24 protein-coding genes are annotated in these 22,572 nt (G+C 38.5%); 5 read left to right on the top strand and 19 right to left on the bottom strand.

From position 1 onward, the window contains the following. Positions 1 to 48: 48 nt before the first annotated feature. Positions 49 to 501: a protoporphyrinogen oxidase HemJ gene (hemJ, locus tag MTO68_RS18770; protein ID WP_004723664.1), complete on the top strand. Its 453-nt coding sequence runs from the start codon at positions 49 to 51 to the stop codon at positions 499 to 501. A 34-nt stretch (positions 502 to 535) separates the two neighbouring features. Here the strand turns inward: hemJ and MTO68_RS18775 are convergent, their stop codons facing one another. From MTO68_RS18775 to MTO68_RS18800, 6 genes are all read right to left on the bottom strand, one after another. Next, positions 536 to 1,057 carry an SMI1/KNR4 family protein gene (locus MTO68_RS18775; protein ID WP_244013921.1) on the bottom strand — a complete coding sequence of 174 codons (522 nt, stop codon included), beginning with the start codon at positions 1,055 to 1,057 and terminating at the stop codon, positions 536 to 538. Between the two features lie 5 nt (positions 1,058 to 1,062). Then, positions 1,063 to 2,172 carry an acyltransferase gene (locus MTO68_RS18780; RefSeq protein ID WP_244013923.1) on the bottom strand — a complete coding sequence of 370 codons (1,110 nt, stop codon included), beginning with the start codon at positions 2,170 to 2,172 and terminating at the stop codon, positions 1,063 to 1,065. Between the two features lie 252 nt (positions 2,173 to 2,424). Beyond that, a complete protein-coding gene (locus MTO68_RS18785) occupies positions 2,425 to 3,855 on the bottom strand; it encodes an amino acid permease (protein ID WP_004723666.1) in 1,431 nt (476 codons plus the stop codon). A gap of 185 nt (positions 3,856 to 4,040) precedes the next feature. Further along, positions 4,041 to 4,412 (bottom strand): RidA family protein, encoded by a 372-nt coding sequence (locus MTO68_RS18790; RefSeq protein ID WP_004723667.1) that lies wholly within the window; start codon positions 4,410 to 4,412, stop codon positions 4,041 to 4,043. A 10-nt stretch (positions 4,413 to 4,422) separates the two neighbouring features. Next, on the bottom strand, positions 4,423 to 5,547 hold the full coding sequence (gene alr, locus MTO68_RS18795) for an alanine racemase (protein ID WP_244013925.1): 1,125 nt from the start codon (positions 5,545 to 5,547) through the stop codon (positions 4,423 to 4,425). Between the two features lie 84 nt (positions 5,548 to 5,631). Next, positions 5,632 to 6,891 (bottom strand): D-amino acid dehydrogenase, encoded by a 1,260-nt coding sequence (locus tag MTO68_RS18800; RefSeq protein ID WP_004723669.1) that lies wholly within the window; start codon positions 6,889 to 6,891, stop codon positions 5,632 to 5,634. A gap of 139 nt (positions 6,892 to 7,030) precedes the next feature. On the opposite strand from MTO68_RS18800, the gene MTO68_RS18805 reads away from it, so the two are divergent. Further along, complete coding sequence (locus MTO68_RS18805) at positions 7,031 to 7,495, top strand: Lrp/AsnC ligand binding domain-containing protein (protein WP_004723670.1); 465 nt, start codon at positions 7,031 to 7,033, stop codon at positions 7,493 to 7,495. Between the two features lie 328 nt (positions 7,496 to 7,823). Here the strand turns inward: MTO68_RS18805 and MTO68_RS18810 are convergent, their stop codons facing one another. Further along, complete coding sequence (locus MTO68_RS18810) at positions 7,824 to 8,468, bottom strand: HAD-IA family hydrolase (RefSeq protein ID WP_244013926.1); 645 nt, start codon at positions 8,466 to 8,468, stop codon at positions 7,824 to 7,826. 105 nt (positions 8,469 to 8,573) lie between these two features. Between MTO68_RS18810 and MTO68_RS18815 the strand changes: the two genes are divergently transcribed. Together MTO68_RS18815 and MTO68_RS18820 are read left to right on the top strand one after the other, a co-directional pair. Next, the gene (locus MTO68_RS18815; protein WP_244013928.1) at positions 8,574 to 9,341 is read left to right on the top strand and encodes a hydroxymethylpyrimidine/phosphomethylpyrimidine kinase; all 768 of its coding nucleotides are present in this window, start codon (positions 8,574 to 8,576) and stop codon (positions 9,339 to 9,341) included. 105 nt (positions 9,342 to 9,446) lie between these two features. Beyond that, complete coding sequence (locus MTO68_RS18820; RefSeq protein WP_244013930.1) at positions 9,447 to 9,992, top strand: hypothetical protein; 546 nt, start codon at positions 9,447 to 9,449, stop codon at positions 9,990 to 9,992. A gap of 108 nt (positions 9,993 to 10,100) precedes the next feature. Here the strand turns inward: MTO68_RS18820 and MTO68_RS18825 are convergent, their stop codons facing one another. From MTO68_RS18825 to MTO68_RS18840, 4 genes are all read right to left on the bottom strand, one after another. Beyond that, entirely contained in the window at positions 10,101 to 10,757 is a 657-nt protein-coding gene (locus MTO68_RS18825; RefSeq protein WP_244013932.1) for a nuclease-related domain-containing protein, read from the bottom strand. Positions 10,758 to 10,792: 35 nt separating this feature from the next. Then, on the bottom strand, positions 10,793 to 11,275 hold the full coding sequence (locus tag MTO68_RS18830) for a methylated-DNA--[protein]-cysteine S-methyltransferase (protein ID WP_244013934.1): 483 nt from the start codon (positions 11,273 to 11,275) through the stop codon (positions 10,793 to 10,795). Positions 11,276 to 11,311: 36 nt separating this feature from the next. Next, the gene (gene sugE / locus MTO68_RS18835; protein WP_034617609.1) at positions 11,312 to 11,629 is read right to left on the bottom strand and encodes a quaternary ammonium compound efflux SMR transporter SugE; all 318 of its coding nucleotides are present in this window, start codon (positions 11,627 to 11,629) and stop codon (positions 11,312 to 11,314) included. A gap of 109 nt (positions 11,630 to 11,738) precedes the next feature. Then, positions 11,739 to 12,056, bottom strand: coding sequence for a multidrug efflux SMR transporter (locus MTO68_RS18840; RefSeq protein ID WP_004723678.1), 318 nt, complete (start codon positions 12,054 to 12,056; stop codon positions 11,739 to 11,741). Positions 12,057 to 12,274: 218 nt separating this feature from the next. On the opposite strand from MTO68_RS18840, the gene MTO68_RS18845 reads away from it, so the two are divergent. Then, complete coding sequence (locus MTO68_RS18845) at positions 12,275 to 12,766, top strand: hypothetical protein (protein WP_034617607.1); 492 nt, start codon at positions 12,275 to 12,277, stop codon at positions 12,764 to 12,766. Positions 12,767 to 12,816: 50 nt separating this feature from the next. On the opposite strand, the gene MTO68_RS18850 is transcribed toward MTO68_RS18845, so the two are convergent. The 8 genes from MTO68_RS18850 to MTO68_RS18885 all read right to left on the bottom strand — a co-directional run bounded on the left by MTO68_RS18850 (position 12,817) and on the right by MTO68_RS18885 (position 22,452). Continuing rightward, entirely contained in the window at positions 12,817 to 13,743 is a 927-nt protein-coding gene (locus MTO68_RS18850) for a copper resistance protein B (protein ID WP_034617604.1), read from the bottom strand. Then, positions 13,730 to 15,826, bottom strand: coding sequence for a multicopper oxidase domain-containing protein (locus MTO68_RS18855; protein WP_244013936.1), 2,097 nt, complete (start codon positions 15,824 to 15,826; stop codon positions 13,730 to 13,732). The genes MTO68_RS18850 and MTO68_RS18855 overlap by 14 nt, the downstream gene beginning before the upstream one ends. 55 nt (positions 15,827 to 15,881) lie before the next feature. Further along, entirely contained in the window at positions 15,882 to 16,292 is a 411-nt protein-coding gene (locus MTO68_RS18860; protein ID WP_227504239.1) for a hypothetical protein, read from the bottom strand. Between the two features lie 409 nt (positions 16,293 to 16,701). Then, the gene (gene rpe / locus MTO68_RS18865) at positions 16,702 to 17,388 is read right to left on the bottom strand and encodes a ribulose-phosphate 3-epimerase (RefSeq protein ID WP_034613857.1); all 687 of its coding nucleotides are present in this window, start codon (positions 17,386 to 17,388) and stop codon (positions 16,702 to 16,704) included. Between the two features lie 275 nt (positions 17,389 to 17,663). Then, a complete protein-coding gene (locus MTO68_RS18870; protein WP_034613855.1) occupies positions 17,664 to 18,788 on the bottom strand; it encodes a M48 family metallopeptidase in 1,125 nt (374 codons plus the stop codon). Positions 18,789 to 18,808: 20 nt separating this feature from the next. Beyond that, positions 18,809 to 19,915, bottom strand: a complete 1,107-nt coding sequence (locus tag MTO68_RS18875) for a YjgN family protein (protein ID WP_244013937.1) — start codon at positions 19,913 to 19,915, stop codon at positions 18,809 to 18,811. 159 nt (positions 19,916 to 20,074) lie between these two features. Continuing rightward, the gene (gene fghA, locus MTO68_RS18880) at positions 20,075 to 20,911 is read right to left on the bottom strand and encodes an S-formylglutathione hydrolase (protein ID WP_244013939.1); all 837 of its coding nucleotides are present in this window, start codon (positions 20,909 to 20,911) and stop codon (positions 20,075 to 20,077) included. A 122-nt stretch (positions 20,912 to 21,033) separates the two neighbouring features. Beyond that, complete coding sequence (locus MTO68_RS18885; protein ID WP_244013940.1) at positions 21,034 to 22,452, bottom strand: C13 family peptidase; 1,419 nt, start codon at positions 22,450 to 22,452, stop codon at positions 21,034 to 21,036. Positions 22,453 to 22,572: the final 120 nt, after the last annotated feature.

Here is a 22,572-nt window from a genome sequence, read left to right on the forward strand (position 1 = left end):
AGTTTGGATGATCAACATCTCGCACACTGCCCTTAAAAGGGTAAATTGATGGATGCTCCTTCAGAAGCTTTCCTTTGGGTAAAAGCTTTACATATCATTGCAGTCGTGTGTTGGTTTGCAGCACTGTTTTATCTCCCGCGTTTGTTTGTCTACCATGCCATGAGCGATGACAATCTAAGTCATCAGCGTTTCGAGATCATGGAGCGTAAATTATATCGGGGCATTATGTGGCCTTCGATGATCGCAACATTAATCACTGCACATTTTCTCGTAGACTGGGGTGATGCAACACGTCATTACCATGAAGCTTTATGGTTTTATCTAAAAGTCGGTTTAGTTGGTCTTTTGGTGATTTACCACTTTGTTTGTGGCTATTACCGTAAAAAACTGATTGGCAATGCACATTATAAATCGCATAAGTTTTGGCGGTTTTTCAATGAGATGCCAACCCTGATTTTATTTGCAGTGGTGATTTTAGTGGTCGTTAAACCGACATTTTAACTTGTAGATAGAAACCTCCTAAATGGAGGTTTTTTTATACATCTCGATTGGGTAAAGGCGGATCATAAGCATCACCTAAATATTGAAAATCATCTTGTAACCAATACCAGTATTGCCCTTTATTCAAATATAACTGATGTAAAAGTGCAGTAAAGTTCTGGGCAATAATAGGTGAATCACCAATCGTTGCATGGGTTTCAAAAAAGCTATCATAACATTGACCTCGTCTAGCTTGCGCCGTATCAATACTGATGTATTGACTCATTTCATCTACCTTTGCGATTAAAAACCAGTCATGACTGATATCATCATTTTCCAATTCCAAATCGGTTGATTCGTCTGAGAATAAATAAGTATTAATCGGTATAAATTGATGACTTGCGACGATTTCAATTGAATAAGCTTCTTGTGGAAAAAATTTTATTCCATTGGTTTCACGATAAAAGATCTTCACATCATCAGGAATATTTTGTGGAAAATTTTGTGCTAACTGTGCAGGATACACCTTACAGCTTGGATCTTGTTTTATGGTTTCTATTAACTGCAATATTTCCATTTTTATTACCCATTTTTAAGTAAAACTTGGCGTATTTTTCTGTTCATCGGTGTTGAATAGTACTTTTCAATGGCCCAACTCAATACAAAAACAGCAATAAAATAAATTGGTAATAGCATTAATTTTTCAACAGCTAAGGTTTCTTTGGGAAAATAAAAAACTTTAAATAAACCCAAGATAATCAAATGAAACAAGTACATTTCATAACTATGTTGTCCAATCCACGCTACACCTTTTGACAATATAGAGCGAGATTCAGTATATGGGTTCTGAGCAAAACAGAAGATCAACATTGCTGACAATATGGCAAAAATGCTGATTCCCCACGTACTAACCTCTTTGATTGGTGCATATAAATAAACAGCGGCCATCAACAAAACAATGATTGGAACCACGATTTTTGAAACCTGTATTTTTTGTCCCATCCGCTGAGTCATTAAAGCAGTTAAGCAACCCATCGCAATTCCGTCAAAACTTGAGAAGTAATGATAAAGATAAGCCCCGCTTTCCTCAGCAAAATGCAATGAACGGAAATAAGGTGCATAAATGATGATTGCCAATAAAAATATAATAAAGCCTTTACCACGGCCTAATACAACACACAAAATCGGAAATACTAAATAAAAGACTTCCTCAACAGATAAGGACCACAGCACACCAAGTGCATAATTCACCCAGCCATTTTCAATGATCAGAATATTCATCCAAAAGGTAAAAGCAGAAAATACAGTTAAGCCATAAGAAACTTCAATACCGTTTGGCGCTTGGTTGATAAAGGGTTTTAGCCCCATTGCACCCAGTGCCGTCACCAGCACCACCAGTAGCACCAAACAAGGCATAATTCGGGCAATACGGCGAATATAGAAATCTTTGAGTTTAATCTGCGCGAGTGTGCCACTTCTTTGTAAAGTATGCTGGGTGATTAAAAAACCTGAAATCACAAAAAATAAGGTCACACCATAATTACCATTGCGAGCAATTAAAGTACTTAAGCTTTCGCCAAAGATTTGTATACCGAGAAATGTGTCATGCAGTTTATAAGGAATATTAAAATGGTGGAGAAGTACCAATAAAATTGAAATTCCACGTAAGAGATCGATCTTGTTATTGCGCATATATGCTGTTGTTTAGCGTAAATGATGCTATTAAACGTGTTTTTTATTTTTATTTCAGTATTTTATTTTGAATAATTTGTTAAATTTTACATTGAATCTATGCAATCAATCACGGGGAAAACCAAAAAATTAAGTATCTTATATATAATCTAAGCATTTAATTTTTAAATTTAATTTATATCAAAATCTTTCATATCATAGTTATTCAGGAGATGATCTAACACCATCTCCTGATCAATTGAATATTCAACATTAAAGCTGTTGATTACGCTTTTTCATACGCGGTTTATACATCATTTGATAGGTCACCGCTAAAATAATCACCCACAATGGGCTGATGATTAAAGCTTTTAACGTATCAGGCTCAAGACTTAAAATCACCAAAGTAAAGGCAAGGAAGATCAAAACAAGATAAGACATCCATACACCACCCGGCATTTTAAAGTTTGATTTCTCATGCAATTCTGGGCGTAATTTACGGTAGCGTATATAACACACCATAATAATACTCCAGATACTAATGAATAAAATCACACATAAAGAACTGGCTAAAGTAAATGCTTCAACGGTATTTGGAACAAAATATTGTAGTGCTGCACCTGCCATAATAAAGCCACAAGAGAACAATAAACCTTTTGCAGGAACGGCGCGTTTAGACAGCTCAGCCAACTTAGTCGGTGCTTGCCCTTCTTTGGCCAATCCAAACAACATACGACTGGTTGAAAATACACCACTGTTCATCGATGACATTACCGAGGATAAAACCACCAAGTTCATAATCACAGCAGCTGCACCAATACCAGCATGTAGGAACAATGTGACAAATGGACTTTGATCCGCAGGAATTTCATTCCAGGGGGTTACCGACATCACGATAAAGAGTGCCAATACATAGAACAAAATAATACGGGTCGGAATCGCATTGACCGCTTTAGGTAAGTTCTTTTCAGGATCTTTGGTTTCTGCTGCCATAGTACCGATCAGCTCGACACCGACAAAAGCAAACAAGGCAATTTGGAAACCTGCTAAAAAGCCACTTGCGCCTTTCGGGAACATGCCACCATGCGACCAGACATTGCTAAAGCTTGCAACTGAACCTGTTGGTGCTTGGAAATGGCTCAACACCATATAGCCACCAATAAGAATCAATCCGACAATGGCTAAAATTTTGATCAAAGCAAACCAAAACTCAATTTCACCAAACAACTTTACCGTGAGGAGATTAATCCCCAATACCAAGAGTACGCATCCAGCACTAATTAAGGCTTGTCCCATGGGGGTAAAGGCGGTTCCGTCAGGAAGCCAAAAATTAAGATAATTGATAATTGCAGCCAAATCCGCAATACCCACTAAGATCCAACCGAGCCAGTATGACCAGCCAATATAATAGCCAGCACCCGGACCAATTAAGTCATGTGCCATATCAATAAAGGATTTATAGTGCAGATTTGAAAGTAAAATTTCACCCAATGCGCGCATCAGGAAAAAGAACATTGCACCAATGATCATATAAATGATCAGAATTGAAGGGCCTGCAAGGGAAATGGTTTTCCCTGAACCCATAAATAAGCCTGTACCAATTGCACCACCAATCGCAATTAATTGTAGGTGACGATTGGATAATTTCCGTTGTAGCTCATTTGGCGACGATGGTACGTCATCTGAATGGCTTGAAGTTGTCATAAAAATATCCTTTTTGACAATTTTTTGGAGGTAAAACCCGCTTGTGGCATAAGAACATTCCCGTTCTATTGTTCTACCTAACGCGAACTGGGCCACATGGTTTACATGTGACCAGCTTTAATTCGGGGCAAATACTGCTTTAATTATTGACAATAATCAATTCTACTTTATGACAAGAGGTGAATTTATGCCTGCGCCGCAATAACTGCGATCTCAATCAACCAATCTGGATTAACCAAATCCGCTTGAATCGTTGCGCGAGATGGTGCAACACAGCCTTCTAACCAATCAATCCAAATGGTGTTGAACGTCGCAAAATCATCTAAATTTTTGATGTAGACATGAGCAGACAATAAACGTGATTTATCAGTATTTGCCTCAAGCAATAACTGGTCAATTGTTGCCAAGATTTCTTGAGTTTGACCAATAATATCCTGTTGGGTGTTTTTAGGAACTTGGCCTGACAAATAAACCACTTTATTGAAAATGGTGACTGCACTCATCACTTGATTGCTGTTGAGTTTTTGAATGTCTGCGTGTTGAACGTTGTTTGACATGTTGATGTCCTTATTTTGAAATTTTAAAATTTACCCGTGCAGTTACACCACACATGAGCTCATAACCTACGGTTCCAGAACTTGCTGCAACTTCATCAATCGGCAGTACAGTTCCATTTGAAGACTGTCCCCAAAGTACCACTTCACTTCCAACACGAGCATCGGGGATATGGGTTAAATCAACCGCTAACATGTCCATGCTGACACGACCAATAGTTTGGGTTCGTACAGAATTAACCAATACTGGTGCATCCATAGAAATACGTTGGTAACCATCTGCATAACCACATGCCACAATACCGATTTTCATGGCTTGGGTTGCCGTGAATTTAGATCCATAACCCACTGTTTCACTCGGCTGTAAATCTTGAATTGCAATGATTTCACTGCGTAAACTCATGCTTGGTTTAAGATTCCAATCTTGAATTGAATGTGTTGGATAGTCTGGAGAACTGCCGTACAGCATAATCCCGCTACGAATATAATCTGAACGTAAATCTTGTGAATGTCGGAGAATGGCCGCACTATTTGAAACTGAACGCTCTCCGTCTAAATCTTGAATGGTTTGTTCAAAAATAGCCTGCTGGTAGGCAATCCCAGATTGCCCCAAACGCTCACCATCTGCATCTGAAAAATGCATCATATGCGTGATAGATTTCACCACATCAAATTGCTTTAATCTTTGCCACATTGCCCGATAGGCATCAGATTTAAAACCAAGGCGATTCATTCCTGTATTCATTTTTAAAAATACATCGAATTGCGTCTGTGCTGGATTGTCTTTGTGATGTTGGCTTTGAAATTGTTCTAGCCAATTCACTTGATCTTCATTATGCAGGCTAAAACTTAATTGATATTTTTCACAATCCAATAAATCATCTGCTGAAAAAATGCCTTCTAAGAGCAGAATTGGACCTGTCCATCCCGATGTTCTTAGGCGTTTTGCTTCATCGATATCCAACAAAGCAAAACCATCTGCGGATTTGAATGCATCATAGACACGTTCAATACCGTGTCCATAAGCATTGGCCTTGACCACGGTAAAAACTTTACTTTGTGGCATAAATTGACGGGCGACATTCAGGTTATGCAACAAAGCATCCTGATGAATGACGGCAGTAATTGGTCTAGGCATTTTATTCATCCCTGAATATGGATTGGCGTTGTAAATTATTTATCGCTAAACAATTTATTTATCACTGTTTTAACAAAGTGGCACTTAAGCAGCGTGTGGATAACGCTGAATAGATAAACCTTCGGTACTGATATCGGTTTGATGATTAAGCACCAAATCACTAATCAATTTTCCTGAACCACATGCCATCGTCCAGCCTAAAGTGCCATGTCCAGTATTGAGGAATAAGTTTTTAAAACGTGTTGCGCCAATAATTGGTGTGCTGTCTGGGGTCATTGGGCGAAGACCGGTCCAAAATGACGCTTGTGCCAAATCACCACCCGGGAATAAATCTTGGGTCACCATTTCCAATGTGCCACGGCGATCCGCATTTAAACCATGATTAAAACCGCTTAATTCTGCCATTCCACCAACACGAATACGTTGATCAAAACGAGTAATCGCGATTTTATAGGTTTCATCCAAAACTGTAGATTGTGGTGCAAATGTTGGATCAACAATTGGAATAGTTAAAGAATAACCCTTCACTGGGTAAACAGGTAAATTCAATTCCAGCGGCTTTAAGAAATCACGTGAATAGCTACCAAAAGCCAATACATAGCGATCAGCAGTTAACACTTCACCATTAACCACTACACCTTTGATTTCATCACCTTCAACCACCAATCTTTCAACATTTTGGTTGAATTTAAACTCGACACCTAAACCTTTGGCTAAATTGGCTAAAGCATTGGTAAATAAATAGCAGTCGCCTGTTTCATCATTTGGAAGATGTAAACCACCGACCAATTTATCTTTGGCATGTTCTAATGCTGGTTCTACTTTAGCAAGATCATCTTTAAGCAATAACTCATGTGGAACACCACATTCTTTGAGTACAGCAATATCACGCTGAACCATTTCTAATTGAGCTTCATTACGGAAAACTTGCAACGTGCCTTTTGAACGGTTTTCGTATTCAATCCCAGTATCTTTACGCAGTTCTCTTAAACAGTCACGGCTATATTCTGCAACACGGGTCATGCGTTCTTTGTTAATTGCATAACTTTCTGAGTTGCAGTTTTTAAGCATTTGCGCCATCCACTGCAACTGCCACATACTGCCATCGATATTAATCGCGAGTGGTGCATGATGTTGAAACATCCACTTAACCGCTTTAAATGGAATACCGGGTGCAGCCCACGGTGTCGAATATCCTGGAGAAATTTGACCTGCATTACCAAAGCTGGTTTCTTCAGCTGGACCTGCTTGACGGTCTAAAACTGTTACTTGTGCTCCTTGCTGCGCGAGGTAATATGCACTTGCTACGCCAATCACACCACTACCTAATACTATTACACGCATTTCTTATCCTTTATGCATTTACTAGTTTATTTCACTAGTATATTTTTGGTTCAATAGTTTATTTCACTATTTTTAATGCTAAAATTTAGGTGTTTTAATTTTTTGTCGTGAAAAATGATTAAAAAAAAGGGAATAATTGATGCGTAAATTAGACCGTATAGATCGAATGATTTTAGATATTCTTCAAAATGAGGGTCGAATTGCCATCAGCGAGTTGGCCTCACGGGTCAGTTTATCGACCACACCCTGTTCTGAACGCGTCAAACGTTTAGAGCGAGATGGTATTATTATGGGCTATCATGCACGTCTAAACCCGAAACACCTTGATCGCAACTTATTGGTTTTTCTAGAAATTAGTTTATCTGCAAAGTCTGGTGATGTGTTTGAACAAGTGGCTAAGGACTTAATGGAAATACCAGAAGTACAAGAGTGCCATCTCATTTCGGGAGATTTTGATTATTTAGTCAAAGCCCGATTAAAAGAAATGAGTGCTTATCGACGCTTACTTGGTGATTTACTTAAAAAACTTCCATCTTCAGCCTCTTCACATAGCTATATTGTGATGGAGGAAATTAAGGAATCATTGTATTTGGATGTGCGTTAATTCCATCATTTTACCTTTAGACGGACTGACTGGGGATGCATTGCAGATTTAAATATCTCTCCACCTTAAAGCCAAGTTTTACTGCAAGTGGATCGTAAATTGAGCGGTGATGGATTTAAGCGTTTAATGCTTCCACATCATGCAATATCTCTACCCACTTGAGTGAATGACATTAAAAGATTACTGGGGATTTAGTCCCTGTTTAAATGTGTGATTACTACTAACGATGTGATTGCGAGTAAACCCCCAACTCAGAGTATGGTTTCTCTATGCTGGGGATAATTAAGGTGAATTGGAATTATCTCAAAAGTCTGAACTAAAAGCAGATTTAGAGCAGGTTTAACAATTCAGAGAACTTTGCAATTTTTGCTTTCGGCGCTGCTTCGTCCAATTCTTGTTTTGAGCCATATCCATACTCTACAGCAATGGTTTCAATCGCATTTTTACGTGCACCAAAAATATCATGTTCCCGATCTCCCACCATCAAACACTCTTCAGGATTTAACTTTTCTTTTTCAAGGATATAAGTGATCAACTCGCCTTTATTGGTGCGTTCGCCATTTAACTCACTGCCATAGGGATAATCAAAATATTTTAATAAATCAAAATGATCTAAGATTTGACGTGCATAAACTTCAGGTTTTGCAGTGGCTAAAAACAGTCGATAGCCCTTACTTTTTAAGGCTTCCAAGGTTTGTGCAACATCATCAAAAACATGGTTTTCAAATAGGCCAGTTACAGCAAAACGTTCACGATAACCCAATAAAGCTTGTTCAGCTAAAATATCATTTGCTTCAACATTGAGTAGCTTTGCCAATGATGCCTTTAACGGTGGGCCAATAATCCAGTCGATATTTTCACTGTCAGGAATCGGATGTCCAACCTTTGCAAGTCCATAACGTGCAGATGTCGTAATGCCTACTTTTGGGTCGGTTAATGTGCCATCGAGATCAATTAAAATATTCTTTATCACCATCCAATCCTTTAAATCTGTGTTTGAAACAATTATCAAATTACTATCGAGTGTTCTCGTAAACTTGCCTATACTAACGTAAATTTGTGAATTAAGGACATCATCGTGCGCCCTACTGTACTTTGTTTTTCAGGTCTAGACCCTTCTGGTGGTGCTGGTATACAGGCTGATATTGAAGCGATTGGTCAAAGTGGCGCACATGCGGCAATTGCTTGTACAGCATTAACTATTCAAAACTCTCAACAAGTTTTTGGTTTTGAAGCCAGCTCCAAAGAACTACTGCTTGCTCAGGCCAATGCAGTTGTCGGTGATTTACCCATTAAAGCCATCAAATCGGGGATGTTAGGAACCACAGATAATATTGCTGCACTGGCTGAGTTTTTACGTGAACATCCAGATTATCTATATGTACTTGATCCTGTTTTAGTGGCAAATAGTGGTGGTTCACTGGGTAATCAAGAGACTTTGGTTAAAGCCTTTATCGAACTGATTCCTCTGGCAACAATCATTACCCCAAATACTGTGGAATTACGCGCCTTAACAGCAGAACAAGACATAGAAAAAGCCACAGCCAAACTGTTTGAAATGGGCGCACAAGCTGTTCTGGTAAAAGGTGGTCATGAAGATACCCCAGACTATATTCGCAACGCCTTGTATGTGAATGGTGAAATGATCGCTGAATCTAAATGTCCCCGTTTGGTAGGTGAATACCATGGTTCAGGTTGTTCATTGGCAAGCTTTATTGCAGGACGTTTAGCACTAGGAGATCCGCTTAAAATCGCGGTACAACATGCTGAAACATGGTTATTTGGTGTATTGAAAAATGCCGAAACGCCGATTGAAGGTGGCCAAAAAATTCCAAAGCGCTTTTAAATGTTGAATATTGCTCTGCACTTTTGAAAATAGCATCCAAGTTTCACTAAACAACTGAAACTTGGAAATTCCCCTAAAACAATGGAAAAGACAATGAGAATAATAATGTACAAAACACTCACGACAACAATGCTATCAAGTTTACTTTTAACCCCATTCGCATTTGCCCAACCTCAACAACAAACTGTAAATCGCAATATTAACGATGTAGTGAATGGGCAAAAAACCCATTTTATTTTTAAAGATGGCGATGACGAATCAGGTCAACTCATCATTCAAACACTGGCTAAACAGCAAGCATTTGATCTTGCAGAATTACCATTTGAACGAAAACGACAGATTCATTTTCAAGACTATAATTTTGATGGATATACCGATATTGCTGTGTCTACACCTGACATGGGAATGGGGGTTTATTCTATTTTTGATATTTTTCTCTATCGACCTAAAAGTAAAGATTATCAAGTGTTGGACCAAGAAAAAATTGATTTTAGCCATGCACAGTGTTCTGGATTGACGGATCTCAAACTGATTACCCAGAAGAAACAAATGACCAGCTCATGTCGAGGTGGTGCAAGATGGTGGATCGACACTTATCAATTTAAAAATGGGCAATGGAAATGGTTAAAGTCTAAAACTGCGGATGAGTGATTTTTCTCTTCATCCTTTGCTGATCTTAATGCCACTGATACAGCATAAGAACCCAATCAAACAAAAAATATAATGTAATCTGGACGATGTTGATTATGAGTAATATGTTCATTTTTTAGTATATTTATATTTAAGGCTTTGTATATGTTGGCGATTGGTTTTCCACGACTTTTCTAAAATTTCTTTCTCTAGACGATACTGAATACGTTTTAATTTCATTGGAGGAATGTTGATTTGCTTAAATTGTTTGACATAATCTGTCCAACCTGCACCATGAAAGACATTGTTTGGCATTTGGGTTTTAAATTCGCAATCAGGCATAAAAACCACGATTGAATGGATCTGAGTTGAATCAACAATATCTGTGAGCACACTTTCTAAAAATTTTTGGTGCTTATAATTTTGATGTAATGGATTTTGGAACTTATAGCTCTTTTTATAAATCTTTTGTGTCCAAATCCTTTGACGCTCGCCACCAAATATCCAACCTTTATAATTCTTTGTTTCAATGACAAAAATACCATAAGGACTTAATAAAATATGATCTATTTGGGTGGTCTGATTTTGCTCATCAGGCAGCGTACAATCATTCAATAAAATATAATTTTCTTTGTCTAAATAGAGTTTTACATGGGTGCTGACAGTAAATTCACCTATTTTCCCTTTTAAAAAGGGCTTAAATAATTTAACCAGCGTAATCGCAACCAAAAGTAAAACGATCCAACCTAGATTTGATAACAATGGTGCAAAAATTTGTGCAAGCATTTTAAATTGTAATGTAATAATGAATAGCGTTGAGTCTATGGCACTTGTTCAATTTTTAAAAGAATATCCTTATTATCCAACCCACCCGCAAAACCCACTAATTTACCATCAGCCCCGACCACACGATGACATGGCGCAATAATAGAGATCGGATTTTTACCATTCGCTGCGCCCACTGCCCGAACTGCTTTGACATTTCCAATCTGTTCTGCGATCTCTTTATAGCTCCGCGTTTCACCAAATGGAATCGTCAATAAAGCTTGCCAAACTTTCTGCTGAAACTCACTCCCCGCAAAATCTAGCGGTAAATCAAACTGGGTTCTTTTTCCTTGAAAATATTCATTCAATTGTTTCGCCGTCTCCAACAAAACTGGATGTGTATTGTTTTTAATTAATTCAGCCAAACGAACCCGTTTAGGATTTTCATTTTCCCAAAGTACTGCAACCAAGGCATGATCGTGGGCGACTAATTTTAATATCCCGACTGGGGAGCTCATTTCCATAAATGAAAGTTGCATGTCCTTATTCCCTTTCCAACTCAGCAACAGCTTAACTTAGCTTGAAGATAATTTCATCAAAATAAGACCTGAAATAATCAATACAGCAGCCAACATCCGCATCGCTGAAGCTGCTTCACCTAAAAAGAAAATTCCGACGGCAAAAGAACCAATCGCACCAATCCCTGTCCACACGGTATAAGCTGTTCCAAGTGGTAATGTTTTCATTGCATAAGAAAGTAATGCAAAACTTGCAATCATAAAGATGATGGTCAAGATACTCGGTGTCAGCTTGGTAAACCCATCAGACACCTTCATAAAATATGCCCAAACCACCTCAAGCACACCCGCAACTGCCAATAAAACCCATGCCATTACACATTCACCATTTTCTATTGGGTGTTTCCACTATTGATTACACCATGAACTACACATAAAAAAAGTGCTACCTCCTACAGAAATAGCACTTAAACATTTCAATAAATTAAGACGAAGAAAGTTTCATTAAAACTAAGCCAGAAACAATCAGTACAGCAGCGAACATACGCATTGCTGTTGCAGGTTCACCCAAAATAAAAATACCAACCAAGAATGAGCCTATCGCTCCAATCCCAGTCCAAATGGTATAAGCAGTTCCCAATGGCAAAGTACGCATCGCATATGCCAATAGACCAAAGCTTAAAATCATGAAAAATAAGGTGACAATACTTGGTGTAAGCTTTGTAAAACCTTCGGACAATTTCATACTATATGCCCAAACGATTTCAAAGATACCTGCGAAAATAAGAAAAACCCAAGCCATGACCAGCTCCAAATTTAAATTAGAATCAGGCCGTCCTGACGATTTTTCTCAAATTGAGGGAGGTCGTTCCTCCTGAAGAACGCTAATTATATCAACTCATGTTGAGGAATTTATTAAAATTTACAAAATTTGACCTTTTTTACATTTCGAATAATTTTTTTTCATGAGGCTTACTTTATGATCAAGCATGCTAAATATAAAAATCAGGAATCAAAACCATGAAACATGATTATTGGGGTGATATCCACCCGAGCTGGGCTGGGTTTAGTTCAGAAACATTTTTTTCACATTGTTTTTTTAATCAAAATGCTGATCGGGAGATTTTCTTAGGGGAAGAGTTTGATGAAGATGGCGATGAAATCGAAGAAGCGCCCAATCTTGATCAACTCAACGCTTTTGCAAAAACCTACCAATTATTTATCAATAGTATTGAACAACATATTCAGACCATTCAGCAACATGCTTTTGAACGCTATCAAAAGCTTTATGCACATTATTATGAAAATCCAGAAAAATCAGGTGAGGCTGCATTGAATATTCAGGATGTGGAATCTCATAATCCTTATATACAGACCATGTTAAATTTGCGTGTGAGTGCACCCGATACCTTAACCCTCTCTATTCACTATGATTTAGATACAGAGCATGGAATGGAATTTAAATTTGTAAATAACCAGCTTGAACGTGTTGCTGGCATTGCAGAAACGTAAAAGGTCACTCCCAAAGAAGTGACCTTTTGCTTTATATGAAAAACGAAAGCTTAGAATCTAAAACGCAGACCTGCACCATATAACCAACCTGATTCGGAGTCGGTTGCAGTTTGCCATGCTGTCTCTTTGTTACCTTTAGAATATGCATAGGCCACACTTACATAAGGCATCACCTTTTTTGTGATTTCATAACGGGTTTCTAAACCTGTTTTAATACTGTTTAGACCTGTTTTTTGGGCATAGCGTGAATCATCGCTAAACACCACATTTAAATCTAAATAAGGCTTTAAAATCAGCTTTTGTGTCAATAGTAAATCACGTTCAGTTTCTAGGCTAAATGCAACCCGACTGTCCTGTCCGAAATACAGATAAGCATCTGTTTCAAAAAAGTACTGCGCCAAGCCGTGTAAACCCAAAGCAGCATCTACACGTTCCTGATCAGTGGTTCGTTCAGGATTATCACTGTAACGCACACCCGCCTGTACATCCCAAAAATCAGCAATGTTACGGCTATAGAGGGCACTTAGATCATATTCTATTTTGTCTGATTCAGCCTTACTGGAGCTCCCTTTAATGAATAACTTATTTTCATCAGTACCTATGCGTAACTCTAAAGATGAATCTAAAGTACCTTTTCCATCTTCATCCAGCATCCAAGCATTATCAATAGTCACTCGCTGATAAACCTGCGCACCATGTTCTTTACGATGATCATGGGTACTATGTGAAGCTATGCTTCCCTCTCCCGTAGTGGTTGTAGGCGCTTGATGCTGTGTATGATCTACAGGATTGCTTTGCTCATCCAACTGATTCATTTTTGAATGATCCATGCTTGAATGATCAGTCACTACAGTTGATTTAGTCGCAATACTCGCATCACTTTGCATCTGATGCCCTTCATGGGCCAAAGCCAAACCACTCAGCATAAGTAATGAACTTGCCAGAACTGATTTAGAAAAAAGATTAATGATTTGCATGTTCGTCTCCTTTCACTTCAGCCTTTTGAGTGGTATTTGTTGTTTGAACTGGCTGGGTGGACACTTTGCCATCACTCACATTGGCAACAATCAATTTATTCATCATCCCTGCACTCATGTGGTAGAGCAAATGACAATGGATTGCCCATTCACCCAATTCATCAGCGGTTAATAATGCTGTAACTGTTTTTGCAGGTGGTACAACAATGGTGTGTTTATTGGGCATATCCACAGCAGGCTGACCATTTTCCAATTGCATAAACATGCCGTGTAAATGCATTGGATGCGCCATCATACTGTCATTGATAAATTTAATTCGGATACGTTCGCCATATTTCACTTTGAGTGGTTCAGCATCACTGAATTTTTTACCATTAATCGTCCAAACGTAGCGTTCCATGGTTCCGCCTAAACGAATCACCAATTCACTGGTGGCATCCCGAGTATCAGGTTGTGGGGTTAGTGATTTTAAATCACTGTATTGCAGTGCTTTATCTCCTTGCGGTGTCGAGGCATTTGCCCAACCATAAACCACTTGATCATTTTTTTGCGCTGCCGATGAATTGCGATGCTGTGAATGATCCATAGCTTGGGTATCATTCGCATTCATTTTTGAATGATCCATACCCTGCATATCGTCAGCATTCATTTTTGAGTGGTCCATACCCTGCATATCGTTGGCATTCATTTTTGAATGATCCATACCTTGCATATCGTTGGCATTCATTTTTGAGTGGTCCATACCCTGCATATCATTCGTATTCATTTTTGAATGATCCATAGCCTGCATATCATTCGTATTCATTTTTGAATGATCCATAGCCTGCATATCATTCGCATTCATTTTTGAATGGTCCATACCCTGCATATCGTTGGCATTCATTTTTGAATGGTCCATACCCTGCATATCGTTGGCATTCATTTTTGAATGGTCCATGCCTGACATATCACCCATACTCATCTTGGAGTGATCCATACCTCCGCCACCATGACCTCCCATATCTTCCATAGTTAGCACAGCACGTGGACGAGCAGCAGGCATATGAATAGCAGCACTTTTTGCTGTTAATTCATTGTGAAGTGTTCCAATCGCAAATCCTGAACGATCAATAGATTCTGCTTCAATCTGATAATGACTGGTTTTAGGTTCAACAATCACATCATAGGTTTCAGCAGTACCTATACGAAATTCATCCACAGCCACTGGCTTTACAGGCTGCCCATCGGCACTGACCACTGTCATTTTTAGCTGAGGTATACGTACATCAAAGAACGACATTGCCGATGCATTCACAAAGCGCAGTCGAACTTTTTCATTTGGCTTAAACAGACCCGTCCAATTTTGTTCAGGGGTTTTTCCGTTTACAAGAAAGGTATAACCCGTCACATCAGACATATCTGTTTTTAGCATACGCATCTGATTCCACATTTTGCGATCAGACCACGTTGCTTTTAGACCATCACGTTGTAACTGTTTCCAAACATCCCCTAGTGTTTCACGTCGATTTTGATAATATTCTGCGGAAACCTTTAGATTTTTTTGGATCTGGTCACTGGTTTGCTCATGAAAATCCGACAACATCACCACATAATCACGATCTGTGCGTTCATGCGCTGCCAGCGGTTTTTTATTCTTTGGATAAATCACTAAAGAACCATATAAACCATCCTGTTCTTGGCCTTTCGAATGGGCATGATACCAATAGGTTCCACTCTGACGAACTTTGAACTTATAGACAAATTCTTCGTTGGGTTTGATCCCGTTATAACCATTAAAGCCAGGTACACCATCCATAATGCCGGGCAATAATAGACCATGCCAATGGATCGATGAATCCTGATTCTTTAAATTATTTTTAACACGAATCACCGCTTCATCACCTTCTTCAAATTCTAAAAGTGGTGCGGGAAACTGGCCATTTACAGTAATTCGTTTTACAGGTTTACCTGTTACATTGACGATTCCTTCATCAATGCTGAGTTGATATTCTTTGATTGCGGCAATTCCCCAAGTTGAGGAAACCAAGCACAATGTCGCAACTAAGCTTTGAGCTAATCGCTTTTGAGATAACTGAATAAACATAACTTAACCTAAATTTTAACAAGCAACTTTGAATAAAAAAGTGTCTAAAATCAGATTAAGCTTTTGGAGGACGTAAGATTTCTTGCCAATGCCCTGCGAGGTGCTGAGCTTGGTAATTAATTTGATAGGCTTGAGTATTGTGCAGATGATCGGGTGCAATCAATTTGGGAATATCAGGATTGAACCAAACCACTGAAGATTGGCATGAGAATGCAGCACAATCTGGGCATTTGCTCTGCTGCGTATCTGGAGATTGAACCTGTTGATTATGGCAATCTTTTAGATTTTGTAGCTGTTGCTCATGATTGAGGTGCGAGTTTTGATCATTTTGTTTTTGTTGTATATCGGCACAATGCTGTTTCATTTCTTGTACAGCACTGTTTTTCATCATCGATTGATGTTCATCTAAAAGTGATGAATTCATCATTTGCTCATGTTGCATCACATTTACAGATGCAATAGACACACTGCTCCAGCCTATGGCAAAAACCATAAGACAAACAAACCAAAGCTGTTTGTGCAGTTGTCTAAACAAAACTAAAACCTATGTTTTAATCTATGATGAAGCTAAGAGCATAGCCAATAATGACGAGTTTGGCAAATATCGTGCGGAAAGATTGCCAATATCACTGAATAATTTTGCATCAACTGCACTTTGAATAAAAAATGAATAATTAAATCGATGAATAGCGGATGATTTTTATAACAAAAGAGCCCATTTGGGCTCTTTTTAAACAGAAATTGCATGTATGATAAACGATTGATCACCCTTTGATTAATCTATACCCAGCTTATCCATATGCTTATCAACATGGTTATCCATATAGTTATCATCAAAGTTATCCACAATTCACACAATACATTTGTGGAAAAGTTTAAGCCGAAACTTGTCCCACTTTTGCTAACTCAGCACGCATTTCGTTAATCACAGCTTGATAATCAGGTTTACTAAAAATCGCCGAACCAGCAACAAACATATCAGCTCCTGCTTCAGCAATTTCACGGATATTTGCTGGGCCAACACCGCCATCAATTTCTAAACGAATGTCACGACCTGAAGCATCAATAATTTTACGCGCCTCACGTAATTTATCCAAAGTGGTAGGAATAAATTTTTGACCGCCAAAGCCAGGGTTTACACTCATTAAAAGCACTTGATCTACTTTATCTAAAACATAGTCGAGATAATGCAAAGGTGTTGCTGGATTAAACACCAAACCTGCTTTAGCACCACCATCTTTAATCAATTGCAATGAACGGTCGATATGATGCGTTGCTTCAGGATGAAAAGTAATAATATCTGCGCCTGCTTCTAAGAAATCACCAATCATACGATCAACAGGTGAAACCATAAGATGCACATCAATCGGGGCTTTGATCCCATATTTCTTTAATGCCTTACATATACCCGCACCAAAAGTTAGGTTTGGCACATAGTGGTTATCCATGACATCAAAGTGGACAACATCTGCACCAGCTGCCAATACATTTTCCACATCTTCCCCCAGACGGGCAAAATCAGCAGATAAAATTGAAGGTGCAATCAGATATGGCTTGGACATGAAACAACCTGGCAAAGATAAAAATTTTTCCCATTATAACAAACTTACCCTATTGGGTTGTTTCAAAAAGCAACAGTTTTACTTATCTTGCTCATTTATCAGGTCATAGCAATCATCTGGTTGAATCAACGACTGTCTATTACTTGATGATATGGGTTTTAACGAATAATCTGATCTTTTGAGAACAATACAAAAATAAAGGGCTTCATAAAGCCCTAGATCCAGTCACCGCCACCTTGCACAATCTATAGATAAACATCGCTTATCTATACTGTTTAAGGTTTAGCCTGTTGTTTTTTCTCAAAATCACGAACCATTTTAATGCGTTCTTCAGTTGCAGGATGTGAAGACAAGGCATCAAAAATCTCTAAAGAGCTCTCTTTTTCACTAGACTCATTTTGAGGTTGTTTTTTATTTGGGTCAGCTTTTTTATCAGCTTCAGCCGTTTTGCCTGCCTGCTTTGGTTTTTCTTCCAGTGCAGTTTCATCACTTAAGCGTTGTAAGAAATTCGCAAAATGAGACACTTCAATGCCTTTACGATCCATCAATTTCAGCGCATACATATCCGCCTCAGCTTCAAATTTGCGTGAATAATTTGCACCAATCATCGCGGCAGGTAACGAGGTCAATAGGTCTGAGCTGTCTCCCGTCATGGCAATATACAACACACTCAACCCCAAACTGGTCAAGCCTTGTTGTAAGCTATGCCGTTCCACCAAATGCCCTTGCTCATGTGCCAATACACCTAAAATCTCTTGATCACTATGCGCCATTTCAATCAGTTCATCGGTGATAATAATCGTATTGTTAGGTAAAGCCACTGCATTAGCGCCCAATCGCCCACCTTCACGGAAGACCAATTTTGCTGGTCTGCCTTCAGCGATAGTACTTAGATATTGCTTGGAAATTTGATCTTTTTGACCTTGTGCCAAATGACTAGGATTAGTCCAATTGTTCAATACATATTTTTCTGCTTCATCGCCTAATTTATTCAAACTATTTTCAGGCAGCTGAAAAGCAACATAATGTGATGCTGCTGGAACACCCCATTTCACTAAAGCAAAAACAAAAGCCACCACAAAGATGATACTGAATACAATTAAACTTGGAGAACGTTCTAATTTCCAGATCGAATGCTGAACATTTTTAGTCCCAAAATTAAACCATTCTGGTAAAGCCCCCTGAAACTCAATCCTAGCGTCATCTTTAAGCTCAATCGCAGGATTTAATTGCCCCAGTGCGCCAATTAATTCCATATCGCGATATGCATAACGGCGTTGATGTTCTAAACGTTCACCATACTGAATCAGCACCTCGGACTCAGATTGAGCGAAAAGTTGGGCATGGTGTGGTTTAGACACCACACCATCATAGAAAATGACTTCTATTGGTCGTGACATAAATTATTCAACTCATATCATTATAAAGAAACATCAATGTCGAAGATGTCACTAATTTCTTCAGCTAAAGCACTTTGCTCTTGCTGTGCAAGATTCATCATTTGATCTGGATCATCATGCAAAATTAAACTCATCGAATCAACTTGATATTTGTGAATACGAATTGCTGCCCATGCAGACATTAAACCAATGCTTAGAATTTTAACCAGCCAATTTGATGCCACAATCCATGCATAACGCCATTGATTACAATCTGTTTTAAATTGACTGCTTCCAACCGTTGTATTGTTCCATGTGGTAATAAAAATACGTGCCGCAATCAATGGATAAATAAACAACCCTGCCACAGCGTACATCGCAAAGACACCAAAGATAAAAAAGTTTGGCGTATACCCTGCAATAAAACCGATAATACCGAAATAGATAATGCCAAATGCCAGCATGATTCCAAAAGACATAAAAATTGGAATGTAAACTGCCGCCATATAAGCTGACCAATCAGCATTCAATTTAAAATCCAACTGCCCTGCATATAAATGATCGATGTAGTATTTTTTATACAACCAGATCGCAACAGGAGCAAATATCCCTAAACTAAAAATATAAATTAAGATACTGAAAAAAAAGACTTTATAGGATTCTTTTGTGGTTCCCGCAAAATAAAAGCGACTGTTGCCGAATTTACTGTTTCTTGCGGTAAAGCGCATTGTTGCCCGAATCAGCCATGGTACTGCTGCATACAGCACCACTAAACCAACCACCGTCGCAATCATGGAATATTGTGAGGAGATTGAAAAGGCGGCATAAATACCCAATGCAATCAAACGTCCAACTAAAATCTTGGTGGGGATACCAGTAAAGTCAAAACGTCTTTTAAAGAATTCAGTATTGCCATAAAAATAACGTAAACGACGTACTTTCGCCCAAGGCGCGTACAAACTTAAGGTAATGATGGTCAATAAGATATTCACAATCCATATACCAAAATATTCCATCGCATCACCGTGAAATTTAAAACGATGAATTCTAGGATATTGCTGGTCTGCGGGCTGCTGTATTTCTGGTGGTGTAGCGCCTTTTTCCAAACTCAAATGACTCGGAAATGGAGGCGGTATTTGTTCTTGCATATTCTTCTCTTTATTCAAATTATTTGATGACAATCTAAAATGATATGAAATAAAAAACCTCAAAAAGCAGTTTATATTTTTTCTGCGCTGAAAGAAATAGAGTAAAAGCAAACAACGATTTACTTTTACTCAAAATCCAATTTTTGTTAGACGATTCAATTATTTTTGTAGTTGCAAGGCATGAAATTGTAAATGGTCATCAATAAAACTTTGAATGAAATAATAACCGTGATCATAACCTTCATGAAATCTTAATGTGAGTTTTTGCCCAACTTTATGACAGGCTTGTTGGTATTTCTCAGGGTTCAATTGACTATAAAACTGATCTTTTATACCTTGATCGATAAGCACTTCGTCAAATAACTGACCTTTAGAAAGCAGTAATTGGGTCGCATCATGCTTTGCCCATTCAGACTGATCAGCGCCTAAATAATGTGAAAAGGCTTTTTCACCCCAAGGGCATTCTGTCGGTGCACAAATCGGTGCAAATGCTGATACTGATTTAAAATAATTTGGATATTTCCAAGCCAGTGTTAATGCGCCATGCCCGCCCATACTATGACCAAAGATTCCCACAGCTTCCGATTGAATTGGTAAATTTTTTATTAGCAATGGATAAAGTTCATCTACAATATAACTTTCCATCTGAAAATGTTCAGCCCAAGGTGCTTGAGTTGCATTGAGATAGAATCCCGCACCCTGCCCCAAATCCCATGAATCGCCTTGTGCAACCTGTTCACCACGAGGTGATGTATCTGGTGCGATCAAAATTAGACCAAGCTGAGATGCTAAGCGCTGTGCATGCGCTTTGATAATAAAGGTTTCTTCCGTACAGGTCAGTCCCGCTAAATAGAATAATGCAGGACATTTCTGCCCTTTTAGTGCTTGAGGCGGAAGATATGTCGCAAACTTCGTTGCCCCTTTTAAATAATTTGACTGAATTTGATAAATTCTTTGTTCACCATCAAAACAGATATTTTTACTTAAAAGTTCCATCAGCGCATCGCTCCACATTTTGATCTTTAAATTGTTTAGGGCTACCGTCTTATAACATCAACAGATTCAACTCAATATAAATTAAAGCGCTTTTGCTTTCGCATTTAAAGCGCCGTTATTTATCATGGCTTTTGTTGTGTATCCAGTTTTACATTTTGGGTTTGCGCAGTAGTAATAACGCCTTGTTGTGGAAATAAATGTTGTTCTAACTGCGGTAACATCATTTCCATATTTTTCCCAATCACCCATTGCGGTTCAGATGGATCAAAGCCTTGTGCATTTTCCCATTTCGCAACTGTTTCAGTCGCTTCTTTAAATGCAGCTTTGAGAGAACTTTGTTCACGCATTGCCTGATCAAAGAAAGCACGGCCAAAATAAGTATAATCAGCTTCATTTGAACAACCAAATGAGGCGCGATCTGCTGCAGAAGCAGTAATAATCAAGGTATCTGGTGATTGGAGTGCTGAAACAAAGCTACCTGAATAACAGGCTGAAATTACGATCACTTTCCAACGAATACCTGATTTATCGAGGGTTTCTCTTAACCATTTTGGGTCAACATCATCCAAATTAATCGGTTCATTTTCGAGTTCAAAACGATTAGGCAAGCCATGAGAAGTCATATAAAGAAACAATACATCACTTTCGCGATTCATTTGTTGGCCAATACGGCGTAAAGCCAGATCTATACTGGTTTTAGATGCAATAGGAGTGTCTTTAATACTTTGTGGGTTATTGACCAACTCAACAGAACGTCCAAAGGTTCCAAAACGGGTATCAAATTGTTCTTTAATTCGATCAATTTCAAATTTAAACACGTCTTGATAACTTGCACCAGCAACGCCTAAAAAATACCAATGCGTTTGTGCAAACTCGCCAAACTGCACCTGTTCCAAGGCTTTATTGAGTAAATGACTTTGTGCATAAAAAGCACTTTCGCTAATACTTGGAGGAACGTCTTCTACTTTCCAAATCGGCTGTTCCTTAATCGAAACCTGCCAAGTAAACAAAGTGGCTACAGTCGCAAACATGATCAAGGCACGTTCCCACCATGGCCATTGTAATTCTCTTGAAAATACCCACACCACAGCAAGGCTTTGCCAAATAAACAAAGCAAAAAACAGCAGTGGGATCACATCATAAGTGAAATAAGGCAGCAGATCTTGATTGCCTAAATATTGCAGCAAACATTGAAACAACATGATGTGCGTATCAAGCACCAGCCATAACAGTGCTGGAACCAACATCAAACGCGGATTATTGGTCCGTTGTGATAGGAAAATCCCCACAATCAAGGCAATAAAAGGCCACAATGCGTAGCTGACTAGACCTTGTCGATTAAAAACACCACCATCACCAGCAACTAACCAGCTAAATAGTGTATTTGCACCTGCACCCAACAGTCCCCAAAAAATCAATTGAAGAATCGATGGACGAACAATTTGTAAAGACTTTCGCGAACCTAAGAATAACCAAATCCCTGCACGTTGGTTACTTTTCAAATCATGCCAAAAGTTAATCGAGGGTTTAAGATCTATCATAAAGATTCTGTTAAGGCAGTGGCTTCAATCAGCCTATCTAGTTTAGGCTTGGCTAAAAAATTATCAATGTTTGATATAACTATATATCAATAATTCGACTATTATTGAAACAGTTACCAA

This window comes from Acinetobacter sp. NyZ410 (assembly GCF_022828975.1).
GTDB classification, from domain to species: Bacteria; Pseudomonadota; Gammaproteobacteria; order Pseudomonadales; family Moraxellaceae; genus Acinetobacter; species Acinetobacter guillouiae.